The sequence below is a fragment of the Chitinophaga sp. OAE865 genome (assembly GCF_040546735.1).
Classification (GTDB): domain Bacteria; phylum Bacteroidota; class Bacteroidia; order Chitinophagales; family Chitinophagaceae; genus Chitinophaga; species Chitinophaga polysaccharea_A.
The window spans coordinates 5,047,616-5,068,331 of sequence record NZ_JBEPOF010000001.1; the positions used below are offsets into that span (position 1 = coordinate 5,047,616).

Below are 20,716 nucleotides of genomic sequence, written 5' to 3' on the forward strand. Positions count from 1 at the left end.
CCATTGAAGAACAGGATAAACTAAAACGCTGGAACAGGATTTAGGCAATATCATTATTGAGTGCCGCAACGGCAACAGGAAGGCACAGGAACAACTATACCGGCTGTTCTATGGCTTTGCCATGTCCATCGCCATGCGATACGCTATAGATGAACACGAAGCCGCCGATATCCTGGGTCATGCCTTTGTGAAAATGTTCAGGAGTATACAAACTTTCGACACATCAAAAGGGAATTTCCATGGCTGGCTGAAAAGGATCGTCATCAACGAATCATTAGACCATATAAAACAACGCAGCCGCTTCACCAGCCTGGAACTGGATACTGCCGAAGAACCTTATATAAACAACGACATTGTCGAAAAAACGGATGCAGCTGCCATACTTCAACTTATCAAACAGCTTCCTCCAGCTACACATGCAGTATTCGTCCTCTATGCCATTGACGGCTATACACATAAAGAGATCGCAGGACAATTAAGTATTAGTGAAGGAACAAGTAAATGGCATTTGAGTGAAGCGAGAAAAATACTTCAACAAAAATTAGCAGCAATAAGAACCTAGTGAATACTAACACTCCATATGAGCATTTAATAGCAGCAAAGCTGGATCAGGTACCGGTGCCGGACATGGCAGACAGTATCTGGGCCAGCATTGAAGCGCAACTGGATGCACCTGTTGAAATACCGGATCAGAAAACTACGCCTAAAATTAAAGGAAAGGGCTGGTACGGTTTTGCAGGAATCACAGTTGTTGTTACTGCACTATGGTGGTATACTAATCATACAAATCATTCACAAAAAAATACAACACCCGAAAACATACCCACTGTGCCGGAAATGCCTGCCCCGATTATCGACAGCCCGGCCTTAAAGGATAATACGGAAAAGAAAACAGTTCCCTTCATTCCACCGCCGGCAGAAAAGGACAGCATAGCACGGGAAGAAATGCCGGTCAGCAGCATCCGTAAAGATTCCGCAGCCGAACAGGTATTTCCCCTGTTCAAACCGGATTCCTCATTCTGGCGTTACGACAAAACGCCACTTCCGGCAATTGACTCTGTAAATACAGCCCCTCACCCTAAAAAGCCCAAAGGAGTAAAGGGTATTTCAGACAATGATTATAAAATATCTGCGGGGAAGGACTCCGCCCGGAAAAAGGAATAACGGGATGTTTGTCAAATACATAGAGAGATTTGATACACGGCTGTATATCAAATCCCTCTGTTCTGGAAATTGACCGGAAAAGCAATTACTACAATTACATATCAAATTCCCCTATCCTGGAATTTATCAGGAACAGGATAGCGCCCGTTTTTATAAGGAACCGTGATCCGGTCCAATGGTAAAGTCCCTCCAATACAACTGCCGGGAATGATCACAACATCATAATTTTCCTGCTGCCCATTAGGCTGTAACCACCATTTATTAATACTACATCTTTGCATACCATTCCCGGCATCGTAAGCATCATTTGTTACAATATTCATTACCGGCGCCAGTTTCTCGTCCCTGAAAATAATCAGGTCATCCCAGGAAACGCTGCTTCCCATATGTGTAATTCCGCCACTCACCACGATACCTATGGTATGATGTCCCACTTTCACCAGCTTATTAAAGTAACCGGAATTACCATACATGCCTCCCCCACCGGCATTTAGCAGGTGAGAAACATTTTGCCAGTGATCGCCCGATTTTTTGAATGCCCATACATCTACCCAACCGGAAACCGGCGCTCCGCCGTTCCTTCCCTGGTTGGCAAATACAGCCACGCAGTATACATTGTTATCCTGCTGAAAGTACATCACCGAATCAAGATGACGGTCTATCTTCTCTGTTGTTCCCTCCGCAATCGTTATCTCTGCCGGCACTGTATCGTACACCACCCTGGTAAGCTGCTCAATTTGCTCCGGCGGAAATTCCGGCTGAACAGGCAATAAACTGATCTCCCCTTCATAAACGGCCGCTATCGCTTCCCTCAGTTGCTGGCGCAATTCGATATAGTTTTTTGCCGTAGTTACTTTATCCAGGAACAATTTTACAATCCCGGCAGTTTTGGTGTTCCCGTGCTGCTCCACGAAAGAGATATACTCTGCTTTATTCTCCGGGATCAGCGAGGTAAGCTTATCATAGTATTCAAACGATGGCGTATTGTCTTCTCCAAAAAGGTAATCCTCACAATATCCCTTATACAGCTCCCTGGCTGCGGCTGCGAAAATACTGCCGGGATAATTGTCCAGGAACTTCTCCCAGTTAAGGGCCCGCTTTCCAATCAATCTGAATGGGATCACCAACCCGGCATCGGCGCTGTATAATACCGTATCTTCATTGGCGCGCAATTGCAGGTACGCTCCGTAATCGGCAGGCAGGGAAGCCTTGAACAAACCGGTATAAAATGTAGGAACCGTGCGAAGCTCCGTATATCCCTCCCCTATTTCCCAGGGCTCAATACCTGCTGTTGCGAGTAGATCAATGCGCTGTTGCACCCTGGCAGGCGGCACTACTTTGCCTTTTGCTTCTGAATAAAAATTCACGTATTCATCCACCCATTCATGCTCATTGTTGCTAATACCTATCAGGGCAGTATCTACATAAAGGGCAAGGGAATTATAAAGCCTGGCAGCCGCACCAGCGTCTATACCTGGTAGCTGTTTTTCAATAGCCAGCCTCCTGCTGATGATCCCTGAAACATATGCCTCGGTAGACGCAGCTGGAATATCAACATGCTTATTGGCCAGTGAATCCGTATGGATTGCAGTGGCAACAGGTTGCTTGCTTTTCGTTTTTTCACTGTTGCCGTGACAGGCTGCCAGCATGAAAATGAGGTACACAGGCGCCCAGGCACTGAGGTTAATAAACTTGTTCTTCATAGTATAAGTCGGCAGTTATTCATAATGAAAGCGCAAGATAATGCAAGTGGAACAATTTTGCATGCCTGTCAGATGATGATAACACCATCTTGTTTTTCTTTATAGAAAAGTTTAATTTACTTATCTGATAGTTTGTCATTTGGATATTTAACCCTACCACCCACCAATTTATCGTCCCAAAACACAATCATCACTATGAAAAAAAAGAAGCGTGGCACCAGGATTATCTATACGCTTAATTCCATTTACCCGGAAGGTCAGCAGTACTTTGAAACTATGTTTAATAGCCTAAAATACATCTCCCTTCTTTCTCTGACACCTTAAAAGTCACCATTATCAATAGCTGCGAGATATTCTCTTTCAAAAGAAATGATATCATACTGGATTATGGAGAAACCTGCAGGTACTGCTATTTTTGTGTTAAAGGACTGGTTACCGGAAGATATAAAGGATGGTATTGAAAAGGCGAAGTGGTTCTTTACAGAACATGATATGATTATTTCAGTAAGAAGTTTCTTTAACCAGGCGCCTAGTTTAGATAAATTGATAGCGAAAGAGCCTACTATATGCCTGGCCATACCATGGGAAAAGCTGCAGGCTGTTTACGATATCTACCCGGAATTTAATAAAGTAGGGAGGAAACTTACTGAGCATTACTATGTGCTGGCAGAAGAAAGGGCCATGTGGATCAACTATGTTGCCGAGGAACGTTATCACCTGCTTTTCAAAGAGTATCCTAAGCTGGAGAACCGGTTGACGGATACCGACCTGGCCTCCTACCTGGGTATTACCAGGCAATATTTAAGCGCCATAAAGAAAAATCGTATAAACAAGTATGTGCAGTCGCGGGTATAGGGCCCCAAAAAATTGTCATATATCTTAACAATCTTCTTAAAACTGAATTCTAATTTTTATAATGAAAAAGTAACCCTCGTGTTCCTGCGAATGTTCAGCATTTATTTACCTCAAAGTAAATCATCCATGACAACCGAAAACACCGAAACAAAATTAACACCATCCTGATAATTTGCGTTAGTGGCAACATACTGTTAAAAAAGCCCCCGCAGGCATGCGGGGGATTCTTACAACTGTTCTGAATTGTTGCAACTTTCCTCAGAACAGGCAGCAGAGGGCGTTCCTGCTACTCATTTTTAACAGCAGCCTGGCTTACACCTGTCATGATGCTGCCTGCTACTGTTAGCCCTTTTTCATTTACTTTTCCCCCTTCCCTGAAGCGGTATTGAACAAACTACTGACCAGCTCCTATATAGCGGATCATTTTCCTTTCCGCCTTGCTTAATGTTCCTCTTATTTTCCGGTAGAAAACAGGCACACTGTAATTGCATTCCTCACAAACCCGCTCCCTGAACATAACCGGCAACTTAGAGAATTCTGTGTGTAATTCCAGCAGTATGTTTTTCTGTTTGGCCTCAATAGTCATAAAGTACATGGTTTAATTTAGCAATGCTGATATGTTCTTCCATCTCCAGGGAATGAAGAGTGAGGAAAAAGGTACGGAAGTAGTGACCACTAATAGCGGCAATGGTTTCTTCTATGCCTGTATCCCCATCGATCAGGATTTCAATATACTGGTTAAGCGCTGCAGCCAATTCTTCCAATTCAATATGAGATCTAAGCAATCCTCTCAATAAGCCTAGTTTTGGGTAGTATAATAAATGTTTAAAGCTTCTTATACTTATTATAACATTCCTCTTTTCCATCTTCCTCTTGCTTGGCATATTCTCCAGAACAATTATCAACCATACTATGGGCAATCGCATTAAAAAGATTCTAAAAAAATATAACTATACACTAATCCCCATTGAAAATACCGATAAAAACATTTGCATATAAAAGGCACCAAAGCTAAGAAAGACTTAACAGGAAATGGAATGCTATCAAAACCGCGAGTTGTGCTTGCGGTTCGACTTTTCGTTATTTATTAATTATAATATTTCATTAACCATAAACTGATTAATGTTTTCCATATCTCTATCTATAGTTGTAAGAGGAAGAACATCCTTACTATTGATATTCTTCCCAATAACCAACGGCTTTATTGGTTTTGCTTTTAAATAATATCTAAAATCTGAATAATCGTTCAGAATCATTTTATCAAAATAATAAAGCCCCCTGGAAGCCATAAAATATAAATCTTTTAGATAAGCATCCTTTTGCTTCCCATTATAACTATCTATTAATTTAAGAACACGCTCGTCAATAATAATATCATCCGATAATATGGGAAGGGAACGAAAATATTCTATCATTCTTTTTAATCTTTCCATATCTGAAGAAACAGAGTCTGGTAGCAAGCCTCCCGCTGAGGCCACAACGGCAATCTTGCCATTGCTATCCATTAAGAACCAATCTGTATCAATACCAGATTCGTTTATTGCTTTTTCCTTTATTCTCTCTTCTGAATACATATTAATCGGTTTTAAATATTGCTCTACAGTTGTCACATGGTATTATAACTTCCATTGTACGAGGTCTAATGGCTGGGGTGAATTTTATATCCGTTGGTTTCAACGTTTTATTATTCAGCATCAATTCGTTTGCTGCTCTAAATTCACCACAACAACCTACTACATTACCAGCATTCTTAGCACCTACCCCTCCTACTTCGATTGCAGCTGCCTCCAGGTTTGGGGCAATTACAGAAGGAATTTTACCGCTAGTTCCAATTGCTGTTTCTCCTCCCTTCGCAACTGCACCTACTATTGTTGCAGGAAATTGTCCTGCAGCCTGCATACTCAGTGCTGTGTTTTCTACTCGTGTACTTAACTTAGAAACTTGAGCAGCAGTTTTTATCGAGCTCATACCCTTCCCTGCCCCCTCCGTCGCAGCCACAACAGACAATTCCGCCAGCGTATTCCCCAAAACCTTACCCAAACCAAAAGAACCTTCTTTAATCACCGTACTAACATTGTCAGCTGCTGTTTTAGCAGTTCCCAATGCGCCAAAGGTTGCATTATTCAATACATTTTCGATCAGGGCCTTAGGCTTCAACATGCCTTTCAGCGTCTGGCTGGGGTTAGCAATGGCATTACCAATATTTTGAAAATATCCGGCAAATCCGGTAGCCACTCCATTGATAAAACGATTCGGTTTTCGAGGCCTATCATTCTCAAAAGGGCTATCGCCTAGAAAATCCTGGTACCTTATGGGATTATCATAATTTGAAGCATAGGGGCTCCACATTTCCATATCCTCAGTCTTCGGATCCACTTGGTTCCACCGCCCAATCTGTGGGTCAAGATTTCTTAATTGAGCATCATAGATATCAAGATCCAGTTCGTCCGTAAACTCAATCCCATTATACTTCTTTCGATTCCCCGGATAGTTCGTCCCTCTTAATGCATTTGAACTAATCCCCACCATTGTCAACCCAAATGGATAATAATGAGTTTCCTCAAGTAAAGGACCGGAGGCCAATGCTACTGTTACATCGTCAAAGAACACATCCTGTGGGCTCTCATTGCTGGTATATACATATAAAAACCCAGATTTTGAAACCACCATTTCATCTTGCCCCAGCGTCTGTAATTGATCAGGTTCTGCTTTAACCTGCCTTACACCGCTATTCTCATCCACTAATTTAAATTGATCATCAAACAAAACAAAATTTAAATATGCCTTAGGCCGGTCGGTCTGCGCCGGATCTGAATCTTTCTCTTTTAACCGCTGGTAATCGGTATTATAGAAGTCGCTGTTAAATGGTGTTGAGGCGCCGGCATCTGATGCCCCATGTGTACCATTGGATGCCGTAGATCCACTAAATGCCTGCACGAGGTCCGCCACCATGTTCTCCGGTAAAGGAACATCCGTCTTTTTCTCCGCAGGAGCAATGGACTTGTAAAAGGCATTCGTCTTAATCCGGAAGGTATCTCCAGCCATAACCCGTAATACCAGCGATGGGCCAATTTTCTTTCCTTCATTCAGGGCCGTCAGTTTGGAGACAGACTGGTTCTGAGCAGTATCCTGATTTGAAGGATAGCCTATAGGCTTGGGGGCACGGGTGTTATCGATATTACTAAACAGGGCCGATTCTGTAGGGGCGCTGGTAGTTTCCATGGTCGCCGTATACATACTAAGATCAGTCTGATCTGTAAGAACAAGCCTGGTATTGCCTAAATGATCTTTTATGAAATAATCGTAGTTATAAGCCACCGGCTGGCCGGTCTTAAAACTAGCCCGGATGCGCCCTTCTTCGTGGCTGATATATTGCAGGCTATCATTCTTATAAACAGAACTCCCTATATAATCAGTTGTGGTTACTTTCGGCGTACCTCCTGTAACGTCTGTTACAATTTTCTTTACTTTATTACCGGAAGCATCATATCTATATACAATGTTACCTTTTCCTGTTATGACAATACTATCGGGCAGGTTAAGGAAATTATACCGGATTAGCGTGATATTTTTATTCTCATCTTTTATAAGATTTCCGTTTGCATCATAGTCGTAATCATCTCCAGTATTAATGCCATTGTTGAAGTCGCCCAATTTAGCAGCAGCCGTATTAATAGGATCAGCTACCTTCGCCAGCTTATTACTGTTATTGCGATAAGTATAGGTTAGCTGATCAATAAGCGACGGTGCAGCTGCGCCGTTTTTGCCCATCTGGTTCAGGGTAAGAATGTTACCGTTGGCATCATAGGTTAAATTGTTAACAGTAAAATCCATGCTGGTTTTCCCCCAGGTTGTACCATTCCTTTCCAGGAAGTTCGCGGAAGTAAGGCGGGTAACTTTATCATAGCCGAAGCTATAAAGTCTTGCTATACCATTTGATTTGCTTTTCCAGCGTGCACCTGCAATATCACCGCTGAACTGGGCACCGAGGGTGAAACCATAGTCATATGATAAGTCTTGTCCAAACCAATTGGCGGTACTACCATCTGTATTGGCATACTCTTTATTGATTCCCTTGAGCCATCCACGGATATTATACTCATACTTTAGCGTTTCAAGCTGCCCGGTAGCAGTAACACCAAGACGTTTTGTTAACAACTGCCCCGTTTCATTATAGGTCGAAGCTGAAATTGTTTTCTCATTTGCTACTATGTCATTAAGGCGTTTTTTAACTGAAGTAACCCGTCCGGACGCATCATAGCTGACCATCGTTAGTAATGTAGTCTGCGGTACAGTTGTACTACGTGGATTTTTATGTTTCAGGTAAGTACTAAGTAATTTTCCATTAAAATCATACAAGTTATTGCTCACATCTACACCGCCGGAAATATTGTCTGATAAGGATTGAATGATCCGTCCCTTGTCGTTATAATAATTGGTTGTTGTTAACCATTGATTTGTTCCCAACACGCGCACTTTAGCTCCTGTTACCAGCCCTCTTATCTTTGTGCTGGGCGTAGCCGGTAAGGTCTCTGCATATGGATTACTACCTGCTTGCGGTTTTGCAATATCGTCATTTACATATCCATACTTACCTGCAAAACTATAATCGCCATAAAAAGTATATGTCAATGGGGTTAATTCACTTTCTGATATGTTAGGTAACGGGTTGGAAACAGTAATGGTTGCATTACCATTTGTCGCTAAGGCATTAATTTCAAGAGCTGTTTCAGTTCCTTGTCCCGTATCAAAGCCGTTTTCGAGAGTAATACTATTTGTAGCCTGGTACAACATACTACCATCATGAGCATCCAAAATCAAATCAGCGTTACCAGGAAAAGTATAAGAGATAGACTGTGTATTACTAGTGGCGGTATTCATAGTGGCCTGGAGAGCCTCCCTAGTACTTGCATTATTGTAAAGTGCCGTCATCGTAGGTCGATTCAGGTTATCATAAAAGGTGACCAGCCAGTTTATCCCTTTCATATTACCGCTTCTGGAAAAAGCTAACCTATCCCTTACATCATATACCATTTCGGTCGAATCAGCACCCGGCAGCTTTTTAACTATCAGCCTTCCCCGTCCATCGTATCTGTAAATAAAGCAAAGTTCTTTTGCTACTTCCGCTGAGATAATCCAGTTTCCATTGATGGTCTGTACCGCTTTGGGTGGGATTATCATACGAAGATTGTCCTTATCGTCATAAACATAATAGGTACAAAGCCATCCTACATGGGCTGTTCCAGCGACGGGAGCCGGCGTCTTCTTTAGTATAACTTGCTCGTCCTTATTTCTGTACTCAATAACCTGGTTACCCATTTCATCGATGACGGAATTTTTATAAAGCTGCCCGGCTGCGTAAATTGAAGTACTGGTAGGAATAATACCCCCAGCAGCGAGCGTCCAAATCCTCACTGAATCTGTTGCCCCATTCGTTTCATAACTGTTCTTGACGAAGCGGTTGCCACCGTTTTCCCCGGTTGCAACGTCTTTCTTAGCCCAGCTATTACCTGGAGCATATGACCTTAATGGCCTGTTTAGTGGCGAGGCATCAAAATCGGTTTTATTATAATACACGCTTTCCTCTGCGGTACCGGGCATGAGCGTCGCATTGCTATAAAACAGCTTCTGTTGTGCGAATGGATCAAGCTTAAATTTCCCATCAATTGCTGTTTGCGAGGTAAAAGGAAGATACTTGTATTGCTCTCTGCCATACTGATCGTAAATAGTCGGCGTTATCATATCCTTTCCTGAGGGACTAAGACCTTTAACGACACTTTGAATAGGCCTTCCTAACCCGTCGAAGTATTCTGTCGACTGCCGGACTTCTGCCACGGTTCTGGCTGGAGCAGCAATGGTAGCTGAGTCTCCGCTGGGCATGGCTGGTTCCCAGCTTCTAACATAATTAATAGGAACATTATTGTAATTCGCCGGCACAGGCACCGGCGTAGCCGCACTCCTCGGTATATCAACAGGTGTCTGCGCATTTATAGCACCGGCACATAGTAACAGCAGAATGATATATATTGCTTTTGACATAATTTCTTCTTTTTGAGGTCAACTATTGTGTTATGGGAACACGATACTGATACTGGATCAATTTTACGATCTTACCATCCTGATCCTTAATCGCTTTCAATCGCCCTAACATGTCATACTCATAATAGATGGTCAGCCCACGGTCGTCTGTTTCAGAAGTAATCCCTAAAAGCGGGGTATAAGTGTAAGTATTCACGATGGCGCCAGGAAGAGCAGTACGTATTTTGTTAAGCTCATCTCTGAGTTGCTGATCTGTAGATGGTGACTGTAAAATCGTATTATTCACTAATGCAGCTACAGTAGTATAGTCACTACCCGCAACCTTTGCCACAGGGTATTGGTTATCGTAACCCCATAGATATACTTCCGACAGGTCATTTACCTTGCCTTGTTGCCTGATATTTCCGTAGCTGTCATAATTATTAAATGTAACCCAGGGCTTGTACCGGCTGTCCTTTGTCATAGCGGCTGCGGTCACAGTAAGTGGTGCATAATTCGGGACGGGGTCCGGGTAATCAAAGCCCCATACAATGTCCGGGAATGGCTTATCCGGCTTATATGTGGTGACGGATGCTGCCACAGTTGTAGTACCAATGGTAGTATACTTTTCAACCTGGTTATTGATATAGTGGTTTGTCTGCAGATATTTTATCCCCGTAACTTCCGGTGTTGCAGGTGTTCCGGTAATGGTGTAATCCAGCGGGTACTTATAGTAAGTAGTTTGTATTTGGTTTAATGAGTTCGCTTCAACTTGTCTGCTAATTTGACCATGCTGGGCATTATCGTAATAACTACTCACTGTTTTAACGATACTTCGATTGTTGTCAAGATCGAATACGGAATCCACCCTTTGAACCTCATAAATCCATGGACAGACGATTTTGGAAGGCACAAGCCTGTAACCCTGGTTAAGCGGTTCTGAAGTACAACAGCTGGAACAATAAACAGAATTACAGTAAGGGAATGTGTAACCATACAATATATTAGCGGAGAAATAATTACCATTTTGAAGATTATCGGTATTATAATAGAAATCGGTGCGTGATACTTTTCTACCTGATGAATCATAGTTGATTTCTCTCAGTAAACTGCCACGCAAATAATCCATATCGGAAGTGTATTTTTCCGATGCCCCTATATTGTAATAATTCATGGTTATGCCTCCATGATATTCCGGAAGATGCATGTTGGTAGCAATAAAGGAAAACTCAGACACCTTCTTTCCGGACTGTGGTTCTCCAAACACTTCGGTTACGGTCGAATAGCCGACATTACTTCCCCTGGTATTGTTTAGTGTAGACACGGGAAAGCTGGATCTGATGAAATATTCACAAGTAGGGCCATTTCTATTGGTCAGCTTGGATTCAAGAAAGTTAAAATCACTGATGAGGTTTCCAGATGAGCGATCCGAATCATAACTTGTAGTATAATAGAATTTATGCCTGTTCGGCACATTAGTTACACCGTCCGAGTTAACTATTTCCTTAATCCTAAGGCCTCCGGTAGCCATCTTTTTAATAAGCACAACTGAATCCGAATAGGTATAATACTGCGCTCTGATATAGGCGTCCTGGCCACTTCTGCTATCAACAGTAGCCCTTAACCTGTATAGACCGGAGTCTAATTCTATGCTCAGTGAATTTGAGACATTCCGTAGGTTATGATATTCCAGTAAAGTCGTCTGCACATTTTCTGCACTGATTTTGTAAAGATACACGGAAGGATTATCCTCCAGTGAAGCAGGGCCGTTATTTCTGCCTGCGTAATTAATTAATACTTCCTGTTTATTATTAATGGTGAGATCAGTTTGGTTGTCAACCACGCTGGTGCCACTAGTTGGACTAAATGCCGAAGCCAACCTGTCATTGCTTATTTTCTCCCGATACGTCACCTGGCTACCATTTTTCAGCCCATAGTCATTTCCCTCATAAACCAATTCTGTATTGCCACCTGTCGGATAAGTGATCTTTTTAAGCACTCCTATCATTGCATAATTGGGCTTAGGGGCCCTGTTAGCTCCTGACAGTGAGATATGTATATTGTTAACGAAGGTATCTACCTGCGGCAATAGGGTAAAATTGTTCTCCCCATTAAAATACCCCCAGGTATCCTGGGATTTTGAATCGGTAGGAGGAACCAGCTGAGGAGAATTGTACTCAAACGAATGCCACTTTTTGCCAACAGGACTAGTACCTTCTTCTGATAAACTATCTAGTTTCAGACGCCGGTATTTCAGTTCTGTTTCCGTTTCAGAACCGAAATAACTATACTTAAATGTAAAGTTTTTTATCCTTTTCCCTTTCTTATCCAGCACAGTGATTGAATCCAGTTTACTTCTCGACTGCGCATCTCTCCGGTTAGCTGAAGAGTAAAAGTTTATGGCACAGGAAGGAGTTGTTATGCTCTTCAACACTTTCGATGCAGCCCGAACTTGTGTATATGAGTTTGATGCGGGCATAGGATCGCAGGTACCTGCTATTCTCTTATAATCCACTTCACTGCTTTGTTCACTGATCACATCATCTACGTCATCTGTATAAGTAAAATAAGCATTTCCATACGGAGTAATAATCCTCGACAGATACCAGGCCGACTTGAAGGGGCTAAATAGAATTGCCCCTTCTGTATACGAAGTCTCAGATGCGGAAAACTGGTAAATTATTCCTCCTTCATCCACTATCTGGATACTATCCAGGCGCTTGGGGTAGGTAATTTGAAGCGGCTGGAAGGGAATAATATGCGCATTGTTACTCGCCGTAGCATCAATGATGAATTTGCCACTTTTGCCATTGAAATTAAAAGAGAAGTTATCAGGTTGCAAATCCAGGATTCCTACAGCAGCTTCCCTGATCCTGTCACCGGTTTTCACAATGGAATCAAGTACAGCTAAACTACCCTGGGTCATATAGCCCAATTCATCCGGTCTTACATTTACACTGCGGGTAACAGCGCCTCCGGCATTCAATGTCCACCCCAAGCCAACCTGGGAAGCCAGCTCATTTACCTTTAAACCAGAGGAATAGTAGCTGATAGAAATAGGGAGAGGTATCTTGCCAATACTAGCCGTATATAAGGGCACATTGATACTGGGAATTCCTGTATAAAGTCCAACTGGAACGTCTCCATATTTACCCAGCGACGCTGCATTGGGGGATGGTGGTATCACTTTAGGAATGTCAATCATTCTGGGACCGGTTTGAGCAAACAAGCTCATTTTTAAAAAGAATAAAAACAAGAGTAAATACAATCCTTTCATGGAGTTATCATTTGCGCGGTTATTATTAGAGTTTAATGATGATCAGGTAAAAGTTATACCCAGGTTCAACATTCACCGGATCTGTTTTTAGAATAAAACAGTAAGGGAATAACCTGCTTCCTTCTCAGACCGTCAAGACATGCGGGTTATGATAATGAAGCATCCGATAAATAAATAAATAAATAAAACAGCGCCGTAGAAAAATCAAAGCATCCAAACCGGGTAAGTTAGATATATCTTTTGGCGCAGATTCCTTTTACTACTAAAAATAGAATGTGGTCATAGTGGGTAAACTTAAAATCAATTAGGCAAAACAATGTTAATTGAAACTTTTAATTCTTCAGCTATTACAATAGCGTAGTAAATATTTCAAAGGCACGGATATCTCTTAATCTTCAACTCAGTTCGGGAATAAAACCTTGAAATGCATGCAATTGCAATGAACAATCATATAACGATGTGCAAATTAATTCAAAATTTAATAAATTTAATTAGAATCTTAAAATTGTATAAGTACGTTTTCTATACGTATTTAAACGTGATAAATCAATCTCCGCCAAAAACTACACAAACATATAGTTCAAAAACGCATTGGATTTGCGCAACACATCACTCCAAATTCCCCAGCGCCCACACCTGTATCTCCACCAGCACCGGCTTTAACAACTTCCCCTTTTCAGTTAACGAATACTCCACCGTTGGAGGCATAGTGGCATAAGCCTGCCGGCTGATGATTTTCCGGGCCTCAAGTTGCTTTAGCTCCTTTACCAGCATCCGGGTATTAATCCCTGCCACACTCCTCTCCAGCTCTTTAAACCGCATCTTCCCTGCCATCAGGGTGTTGATGATCGACATTGTCCACTTCCCGGAAATCAAGTCCATCGCTTCCTGGAACGGGCAAACTTTTTCTATTTTATTTTTATCCTCCAAAGCCATAATAGTTCCTGTTACTTTACTCCGTGTTACTATATGCCAAAATAGTAACCCCTTGTAAATGTACCGCAATAAGGTGAAATTTGCCCTCAACAAAACATACCTGCCATGTCATTACAACACATTGAACAGCATATTACTGAATTACCCAACATTACAAAACTTGAAAGCTTCGGATACACATTTTTCTTCTATGGCCCGGAACAGGTACTCCCTTTTGTAACCTTTGCAGCCTCAGATAATGAGCATGATAATGTATCCAATCTTAACCGGGATGGTGTGTTCAGGGTGAATATCGGCATTTCAAAAGATTCATTCCACCAACTATTTACCGGCAATGAGCCCCAATGGGATTATACTGCGCTGAACCGCTTCATGCCTCACCCCCACTATGCGGCACAGCACTTTATTTGTATCCTGAACCCTGAAGGCGATCGGCTAACGGAAACAATCAACTACATCAACGAAGCCCATCTTGTTGCAAAAAAACGCTTTGATAAAAAACAGGCAGCGAAAGCAGATAATTAACTTTTATGCCAGCAAAGCGACCAGTCAGTTTCATTTAAAAACAGCACACTAAAATAATACGACCAATAAAACGGGAGCGCCGCTCCTGGTCCGCTTATGCACGCATTTGTCCGATTACGGACAGTGCCCTGAAAAAGCATGCACACTGGTAGCGGGTTTTCATATTGGCTTATTTTATGTGCCTGAACTGTGACCAAAATACCATCTTATGATGCAGCTGCACTGGCTTAAAACTGCATGGAGGAATTTACGGCATAACGGCGCCTTTTCCCTGATCAACCTGGTAGGACTAACCACAGGGTTTGCCGGGGCTATGCTGATATTCTGTTTATTGAATTACCATTTAAGCTTTGATAATTTTCATAAAGATGCCGGCCGTATTTACCGGATCGTATCAATGTCTGATTATGATAAAGAAGATTATTCACAGGGAGTACCACAGCCGCTGGGCAAAGCTTTCAGGAATGATTATGCCTATGGGGAACAGGTAGTAATGCGGGCCGGCCTGGAAGAACCGCAGATCAGTGTGGGCGAAGGCGCTTCCCGCAAACTGTTTCATATCGCCGCCGCCTACGTGGAACCAGGCTACTTCCGGATTTTTAACTACCCGTTCCTGGAGGGGAACGAAGCGGTATTGCAGGAACCCAATAACGCGGTGATCACCCGCAGGGAGGCTAACAGGCTCTTTCCCGGGCAATCGGCCATAGGCAAGCAGTTCCTGCTCTCCAATAAGTATAAATTCACCATCGCAGGTATTCTGGAAGATATCCCGGTGAACAGCGTGAACCAACAACAGATCTATTTATCTTACAGCAACTTCAGGACAGCCGATCCCTGGATGGCCAGCGACAGCAGCTGGGGCGCCGTTTCCAGCGAAATACAGTGCTTCATAAAACTGAGACCCGGAATTACCGGCACCGCGGTGGAGAAGATCTTCCCGGCCTTTCTCACTAAAAATTCACCAAGGGCGGCAAAATCTACCAAACTGTTTATGCAGCCGCTGAACGACATTCATTTCAACAGGACCTACGATGGGCAGATAGAAAAGAAACAACTATGGGGACTGGCGCTGATCGGGCTTTTCCTGGTGATCACGGCGGGTATTAATTTCGTGAACCTGGCAACAGCCCGCTTATTTCACCGCTCCCGCGAAGCAGGCGTGCGGAAAGTATTGGGCAGCTCGGGCGCCCAGATCCGCTGGCAGTTTATGATGGAAACAGGAATGCTGGTACTGGGTGCAATGGTGCTATCTGTGCTGGCGGCCTACCTGCTGCTGCCACGGTTCAACCAGCTATTCGATACAAATATTGCAGGCAGCGTAATATTCCAGGCGCCGTTTGTCCTTTTTACAGCAATACTATTCAGCCTGGTTACCCTGCTGGTAGGTTACTATCCCGGTACCGTACTGTCGCGCATGAAAGCCGTGGAAACCATTAAGGGTAAAATGATCAGCAGCAGCGCCGCTGGTATCCCGCTGAGAAAAATACTGGTGGTGCTCCAGTTTTCCATTGTGCTGTTCATGCTCAGCTGCACCCTTATCATTTCCAGGCAGCTGCGGTCTTCTATGGATACCGAAATTGGTTTTAATAAAGCCGGCATAGTGATGATAAATATCCCGGAAGAAAATAAATCTGCGATAGATGGGCTACGCAACCAGTTAACGGCATTGGCGGGCGTCAATAAGCTGAGCTTCTGTTTTACATCGCCGATGTCGGACATGAATAATACAAACGAATTTAAATATGATAACCGGCCCCGGGCCGAGCCCTTCCAGCTGAATGTAAAAGCAGCGGATACCAGCTACCTCTCAGCCTTTGGGCTTCAGCTGGTGGCCGGCCGTAACCTGTATGGCGGCGACACCATAAATGGCTGTCTTGTTAATGAAACATTTGTAAAACGGGTAATGGCAAAATCACCGGAATCTGTTATCGGGAAAACGCTGAAAATATATGATATAAAGACCATGATCGTAGGTGTGGTGAAAGACTTTCATACCAACAATTTCCACCAGGATATTGAGCCGGTTTGTATGTACAGCGACTATCAGCATTACTACAATTGTGCCGTGAATATTGATATGCAGCATGCCAGGCAATTGTTACCGGTAATGGAGAAGCTTTGGAAAGATGTATACCCGGATTATACCTGGTCATACGAGTTCCTGGATGACAATATCCGTGAGATGTATCACGCAGAAGAAGTTTTATTACAGCTGATACAAACATTTTCCTTACTGGCCATCCTGGTAGGATGTATCGGCTTGTTCGGTATGGTATCGTTTATGGCAGTACAGCGGAAAAAGGAAATAGGTGTACGGAAAGTACTGGGAGCAAGTATAGGCAGCATTTTATGGTTGTTTTTGAAAGAGTTTATACGGCTGTTGCTGATAGCCCTGGTGGTAGCCATCCCTGTTGCCTGGTATGTGATGCATCGCTGGCTGCAGGAATTTGTTTTCCGGCTTAACCTGGATGCCGGCAGCTTCCTCTGGCCCGTGGTGATCACCTTTGTGATGGTCATTGTAACCATCAGCCTGAAATCGCTCAAAGCGGCGCTGGACAACCCGGTAATAAGCCTGAAGAATGAATAGCATGCCGCGTTAATACATCTCACTAAAAGCTGGTAAATAACCGGCTTTTTTTATTATCTTCATACTACCAGCAAAAAATAGCCTCATGACCACACATGCTGATGACCCTCACAGCGGAAAAAGCCGGGCAGCTACCCCGGTTGCAAACCGTATAACCCCGGCGGCAGTACATACTGCAGGCAATGGCCCAGGGGCCATCCAGCTCCGCCCCTACGAACACCTGGTTACCGGCAACGACAAAATTACACAGCAGAAAGCCCTGCAAACACTGACAGGCAATCAACCGGTTCAAAAAAAAGAAAACAAAACCGGTATGCCCGACCAGCTCAAAAATGGTATAGAAAACATATCAGGATACAGCATGGATGATGTAAGGGTTCACTACAATTCTGCTGAGCCCGCCCAACTGCAGGCTCTTGCCTATGCTAAAGGAACAGATATCCATATCGGGCCCGGACAGGAACAGCACCTGGCGCATGAAGCATGGCATGTAGTACAACAAAAACAAGGACGGGTACAGGCTACCACACAATTAAAACAGGGAATTCCTGTAAACGATGATAAAGGCCTTGAACAGGAGGCCGACCTCATGGGACAGAAAGCCATGCAACTACAAAGCGCCTCCCCGCATCATTACCATACGCCTGCTCAACTAAAAACCGGTGTAGTACAGCGTATCAGCATAGATACCAACAAACTGAATATGGTAGGCGAAGAACACAGCGAATCACAAAAACGCAGGCCAGCGGAAATCGCTTACTGTAATCACCTCTTTGGCCGCACAGGTCTGTATTGGCAGGAAGCCGCCTTCAAACCTATAGAAATGCACGAAACACGCGGCGATGAAGCCGGTCGCAGGTTGAGATTCTTCTATCATCTTTTTGCAAACAGTATCGCAAAATGCATTCATGCCACTAATGACGGAGGCATGCCTTATCTTATGGCTGTACGTAGCCCCTGGAAAACATTAAATACGGTGAAGAGCTTATACCAGGAGGAAGTAACAACACTGAGCCATGAAGAAGGAACCGCCCTGCATGAAATGATCACCAGCCAAGAATGGACCGGCTTACAGGCTGGTATGGACGGACTGGCCGTTGCTGAAAATGCAGACAACCTCCAATACAGGCAGAAAGTGGTAGAAGATATGATAAAACTGAAAGCATACTGGGAAAACAAACCGGCCATTTATGAGCCCAGCAAGGCAACTGCCACAAACGACCGGAATGATCATATGCATAACAGCGCTACCGTCGCCGCTTTCCAGGGACGTGTAGGTATCTGGAAAGTAGGCGATAACCACATTACCGGTATCGGGCAAATGTTCCCCACAGGCAGGCACTACAACCTGGTACCCCGTGCCAGTTTCAATAACGATCTCAATGCATTTATCCACAGTGCCACCAGCACTACCGGTGTTACCGGCGGGAAACAATAAGCATCTTTTTACTTCTCCGGAAAAGTTGAAACACAGCCACGCCAGCTGCTAAATATTTTTAACCATCCAAATGAATTTTGGATGCTATTTTTTACTACCTTATAGCTATTACATTCCTGTTATGTGCTAAAAACCATGCCCGTAAAGCCCATAAAATACCTGCCGGCCCGCCTGGTTGTTATCATAGCGTGCCTCTTAGCTCCCGGATGCAAACACTCAACGGAAAACCCGGACCATTCCAGGTTTGTTGAACAGGTTTCCTATGTTATTGATAGTATGCTCAACAGCGGGCATATGGATGATGTACCATATTACCTGGACTCTGCATATGCCACGCTCAGCAATCCAAGTTATCATGATCTCTGGATGAAATATAACCACCGGACTAACCACTACACCTTTTATCAGAGAAATATTCCTCTGGCCAGGGCCAACCTCGACAGCATGTTCCTGAGCCTGAAAGGCAGGGAAAAGATCTATGCAGATGATTATGCCAGCACTCTTTACAGGCAGGGAGAAGTAAATATGGCCGACAAACAATACAGCCAGGCCTATAATAGTTTCTTCAACGGCAAACAGTTCGTACAAAAACACCTCGACACCTGTTATTACGGTAAATTCAGCAGCAAACTCGGTGTAATAGCATACCGGCAGGGAAAGTACCTGGAAGCAATCCCCTACTTTAAAGAAGCTCTTTCAGAGTATCAGCACTGTCAGCCGGCCAGTCCGAAGGATTTTAATAACCTGTTCCTCCTTCCCCAGGCAGATCTGAACTCTATTGCATTATGCTTTGAAAAGGCCAACCAGCCCGACAGTGCTATCAACTACTATCAGAAAGCGCTTCAGTTTATCAACGCAGCGCTTTTAAAATTCCCACACAAAAAGCAATTCGCAGAAATTGCAACCGGCGTGGTATATGGCAATCTTGGCGGCGTCTATGCAAAAAAAGGAAATGTTGACTCCGCAGAATACTACTTAAAGAAAAATATCCGTATCAACGACCAGCCCGGAAATGCAGTGGAAGATGCGCAAACCTCCAAGCTCAAGCTGATCAGGCTTTACCTGGGTATTAACCGCTTCCGCGAGGCAAATGACCTCCTGGCCCAGTTAGGCAGCGACCTGGATACCAAACGGGGCAAAGGCATTATAAACGACGCTATATGGCAGCAATGGCTGCAGCTGAAATGGCACTATCTTGATAAAACCGGCGACCTGCCGGGCGCCTACCATTACAGTCAACGCTACTACCAACTTAAAGACTCCCTGGATGAGGTAAACACAGGATTAAAAGAAGCAGACCTCGATGCAGGTATAAAGGACGCAGGACAACAATACCAGATCGCGCTGCTCCATAAAAACAACCAGCTTAAAACAAGCTATCTTTTAGCAGCCATTATATTCTCTGTATTAACTATCCTGATCCTTTTTTTACTATGGAAAAACCTCCGGCGGTCCTATAAAAATGTAAAAGAACTAACCACCCTTAACCGCCAGGTAGAAGAAAAAAACCGCGAGACACAGGAAACACTGAAAGCCCTTGAACAAAGCCACCAGGATAATACCCGCATCATGAAGGTAGTGGCGCACGATCTGCGAAACCCGGTAGGCGCTATCACCAGCCTTTGTGAACTGATGCTCCAGGAAAATCATCATAGTAACGAAGACCGCAGCATGCTGGAAATGATCCGTTCGGCCGGTCAAAGCGCTATCCACCTGATCAGTGACCTCCTCCATTATACGGTACAGTATGAGCTGAAAAAAGAACCGGTTGAGCTCAATGAGCTGATGCACTACTGCGTGGATATGATGCAGCTCAGGGCCACCGAAAAGCAGCAGCGTATACAGCTTCAAACCACGCACATTATGATCAGCATCAACAGGGAAAAAATATGGCGGGTTTTCAGTAACCTGCTCTCGAATGCCATTAAATTCAGCCCGGGCAACACCCTTATCCGGATCACCACAACAACAGCGCCTGATCACGTGGTTGTTGCTGTCAGCGACCAGGGCATAGGCATACCGGATGAAATGAAAAGCAAGATCTTTGACCTGTTCACAGAAGCGAAAAGGCCAGGTACCGGCGGGGAACGCCCGTATGGAATGGGACTGGCCATTGCAAAACAGATCTCGGAAGCTCATGGAGGCTCCATCTGGTTTGAAAGTTCACCGGGCGAAGGAACTACGTTTTATGTGAAACTCCCTCTCAACTAATA

At 43.8% G+C, this 20,716-nt stretch carries 15 protein-coding genes; 8 read left to right on the plus strand and 7 right to left on the minus strand.

Annotated elements, in window-relative coordinates:
* Positions 1 to 28 precede the first annotated feature (28 nt).
* Positions 29 to 562, plus strand: a complete 534-nt coding sequence (locus ABIE50_RS20450) for an RNA polymerase sigma factor (protein ID WP_209858352.1) — start codon at positions 29 to 31, stop codon at positions 560 to 562.
* Positions 562 to 1,164 carry a hypothetical protein gene (locus tag ABIE50_RS20455; protein ID WP_209858070.1) on the plus strand — a complete coding sequence of 201 codons (603 nt, stop codon included), beginning with the start codon at positions 562 to 564 and terminating at the stop codon, positions 1,162 to 1,164. Before ABIE50_RS20450 ends, ABIE50_RS20455 begins: the two co-directional genes overlap by 1 nt.
* 101 nt (positions 1,165 to 1,265) lie before the next feature.
* Here the strand turns inward: ABIE50_RS20455 and ABIE50_RS20460 are convergent, their stop codons facing one another.
* Positions 1,266 to 2,867 carry a hypothetical protein gene (locus tag ABIE50_RS20460; protein WP_209858071.1) on the minus strand — a complete coding sequence of 534 codons (1,602 nt, stop codon included), beginning with the start codon at positions 2,865 to 2,867 and terminating at the stop codon, positions 1,266 to 1,268.
* A 195-nt stretch (positions 2,868 to 3,062) separates the two neighbouring features.
* Here ABIE50_RS20460 and ABIE50_RS20465 point away from each other — a divergent pair, with 195 nt between their 5' ends.
* Both ABIE50_RS20465 and ABIE50_RS20470 read left to right on the plus strand, forming a co-directional pair.
* On the plus strand, positions 3,063 to 3,191 hold the full coding sequence (locus ABIE50_RS20465; protein ID WP_354028095.1) for a hypothetical protein: 129 nt from the start codon (positions 3,063 to 3,065) through the stop codon (positions 3,189 to 3,191).
* 63 nt (positions 3,192 to 3,254) lie between these two features.
* Complete coding sequence (locus ABIE50_RS20470) at positions 3,255 to 3,722, plus strand: Crp/Fnr family transcriptional regulator (protein WP_209858072.1); 468 nt, start codon at positions 3,255 to 3,257, stop codon at positions 3,720 to 3,722.
* A 394-nt stretch (positions 3,723 to 4,116) separates the two neighbouring features.
* On the opposite strand, the gene ABIE50_RS20475 is transcribed toward ABIE50_RS20470, so the two are convergent.
* The 6 genes from ABIE50_RS20475 to ABIE50_RS20500 form a co-directional block, all read right to left on the minus strand.
* Entirely contained in the window at positions 4,117 to 4,308 is a 192-nt protein-coding gene (locus ABIE50_RS20475; protein WP_209858073.1) for a hypothetical protein, read from the minus strand.
* Complete coding sequence (locus tag ABIE50_RS20480; RefSeq protein ID WP_209858074.1) at positions 4,298 to 4,516, minus strand: hypothetical protein; 219 nt, start codon at positions 4,514 to 4,516, stop codon at positions 4,298 to 4,300. The genes ABIE50_RS20475 and ABIE50_RS20480 overlap by 11 nt, the downstream gene beginning before the upstream one ends.
* A gap of 297 nt (positions 4,517 to 4,813) precedes the next feature.
* The gene (locus tag ABIE50_RS20485; RefSeq protein WP_209858075.1) at positions 4,814 to 5,296 is read right to left on the minus strand and encodes a hypothetical protein; all 483 of its coding nucleotides are present in this window, start codon (positions 5,294 to 5,296) and stop codon (positions 4,814 to 4,816) included.
* Between the two features lies 1 nt (position 5,297).
* Entirely contained in the window at positions 5,298 to 9,761 is a 4,464-nt protein-coding gene (locus tag ABIE50_RS20490; protein WP_209858076.1) for a DUF6443 domain-containing protein, read from the minus strand.
* Between the two features lie 22 nt (positions 9,762 to 9,783).
* Positions 9,784 to 12,945, minus strand: a complete 3,162-nt coding sequence (locus tag ABIE50_RS20495; protein ID WP_209858077.1) for an RHS repeat domain-containing protein — start codon at positions 12,943 to 12,945, stop codon at positions 9,784 to 9,786.
* A 681-nt stretch (positions 12,946 to 13,626) separates the two neighbouring features.
* Entirely contained in the window at positions 13,627 to 13,953 is a 327-nt protein-coding gene (locus ABIE50_RS20500) for a winged helix-turn-helix transcriptional regulator (RefSeq protein ID WP_354028096.1), read from the minus strand.
* 105 nt (positions 13,954 to 14,058) lie between these two features.
* Here ABIE50_RS20500 and ABIE50_RS20505 point away from each other — a divergent pair, with 105 nt between their 5' ends.
* The 4 genes from ABIE50_RS20505 (at position 14,059) to ABIE50_RS20520 (ending at position 20,714) form a co-directional block, all read left to right on the plus strand.
* On the plus strand, positions 14,059 to 14,478 hold the full coding sequence (locus ABIE50_RS20505) for a DUF6194 family protein (protein WP_209858078.1): 420 nt from the start codon (positions 14,059 to 14,061) through the stop codon (positions 14,476 to 14,478).
* Positions 14,479 to 14,686: 208 nt separating this feature from the next.
* Positions 14,687 to 17,065: an ABC transporter permease gene (locus ABIE50_RS20510; RefSeq protein ID WP_209858079.1), complete on the plus strand. Its 2,379-nt coding sequence runs from the start codon at positions 14,687 to 14,689 to the stop codon at positions 17,063 to 17,065.
* Positions 17,066 to 17,150: 85 nt separating this feature from the next.
* Complete coding sequence (locus ABIE50_RS20515; RefSeq protein ID WP_209858080.1) at positions 17,151 to 18,503, plus strand: eCIS core domain-containing protein; 1,353 nt, start codon at positions 17,151 to 17,153, stop codon at positions 18,501 to 18,503.
* Positions 18,504 to 18,638: 135 nt separating this feature from the next.
* On the plus strand, positions 18,639 to 20,714 hold the full coding sequence (locus ABIE50_RS20520; protein ID WP_209858082.1) for an ATP-binding protein: 2,076 nt from the start codon (positions 18,639 to 18,641) through the stop codon (positions 20,712 to 20,714).
* The last annotated feature ends 2 nt before the right edge of the window (positions 20,715 to 20,716 follow it).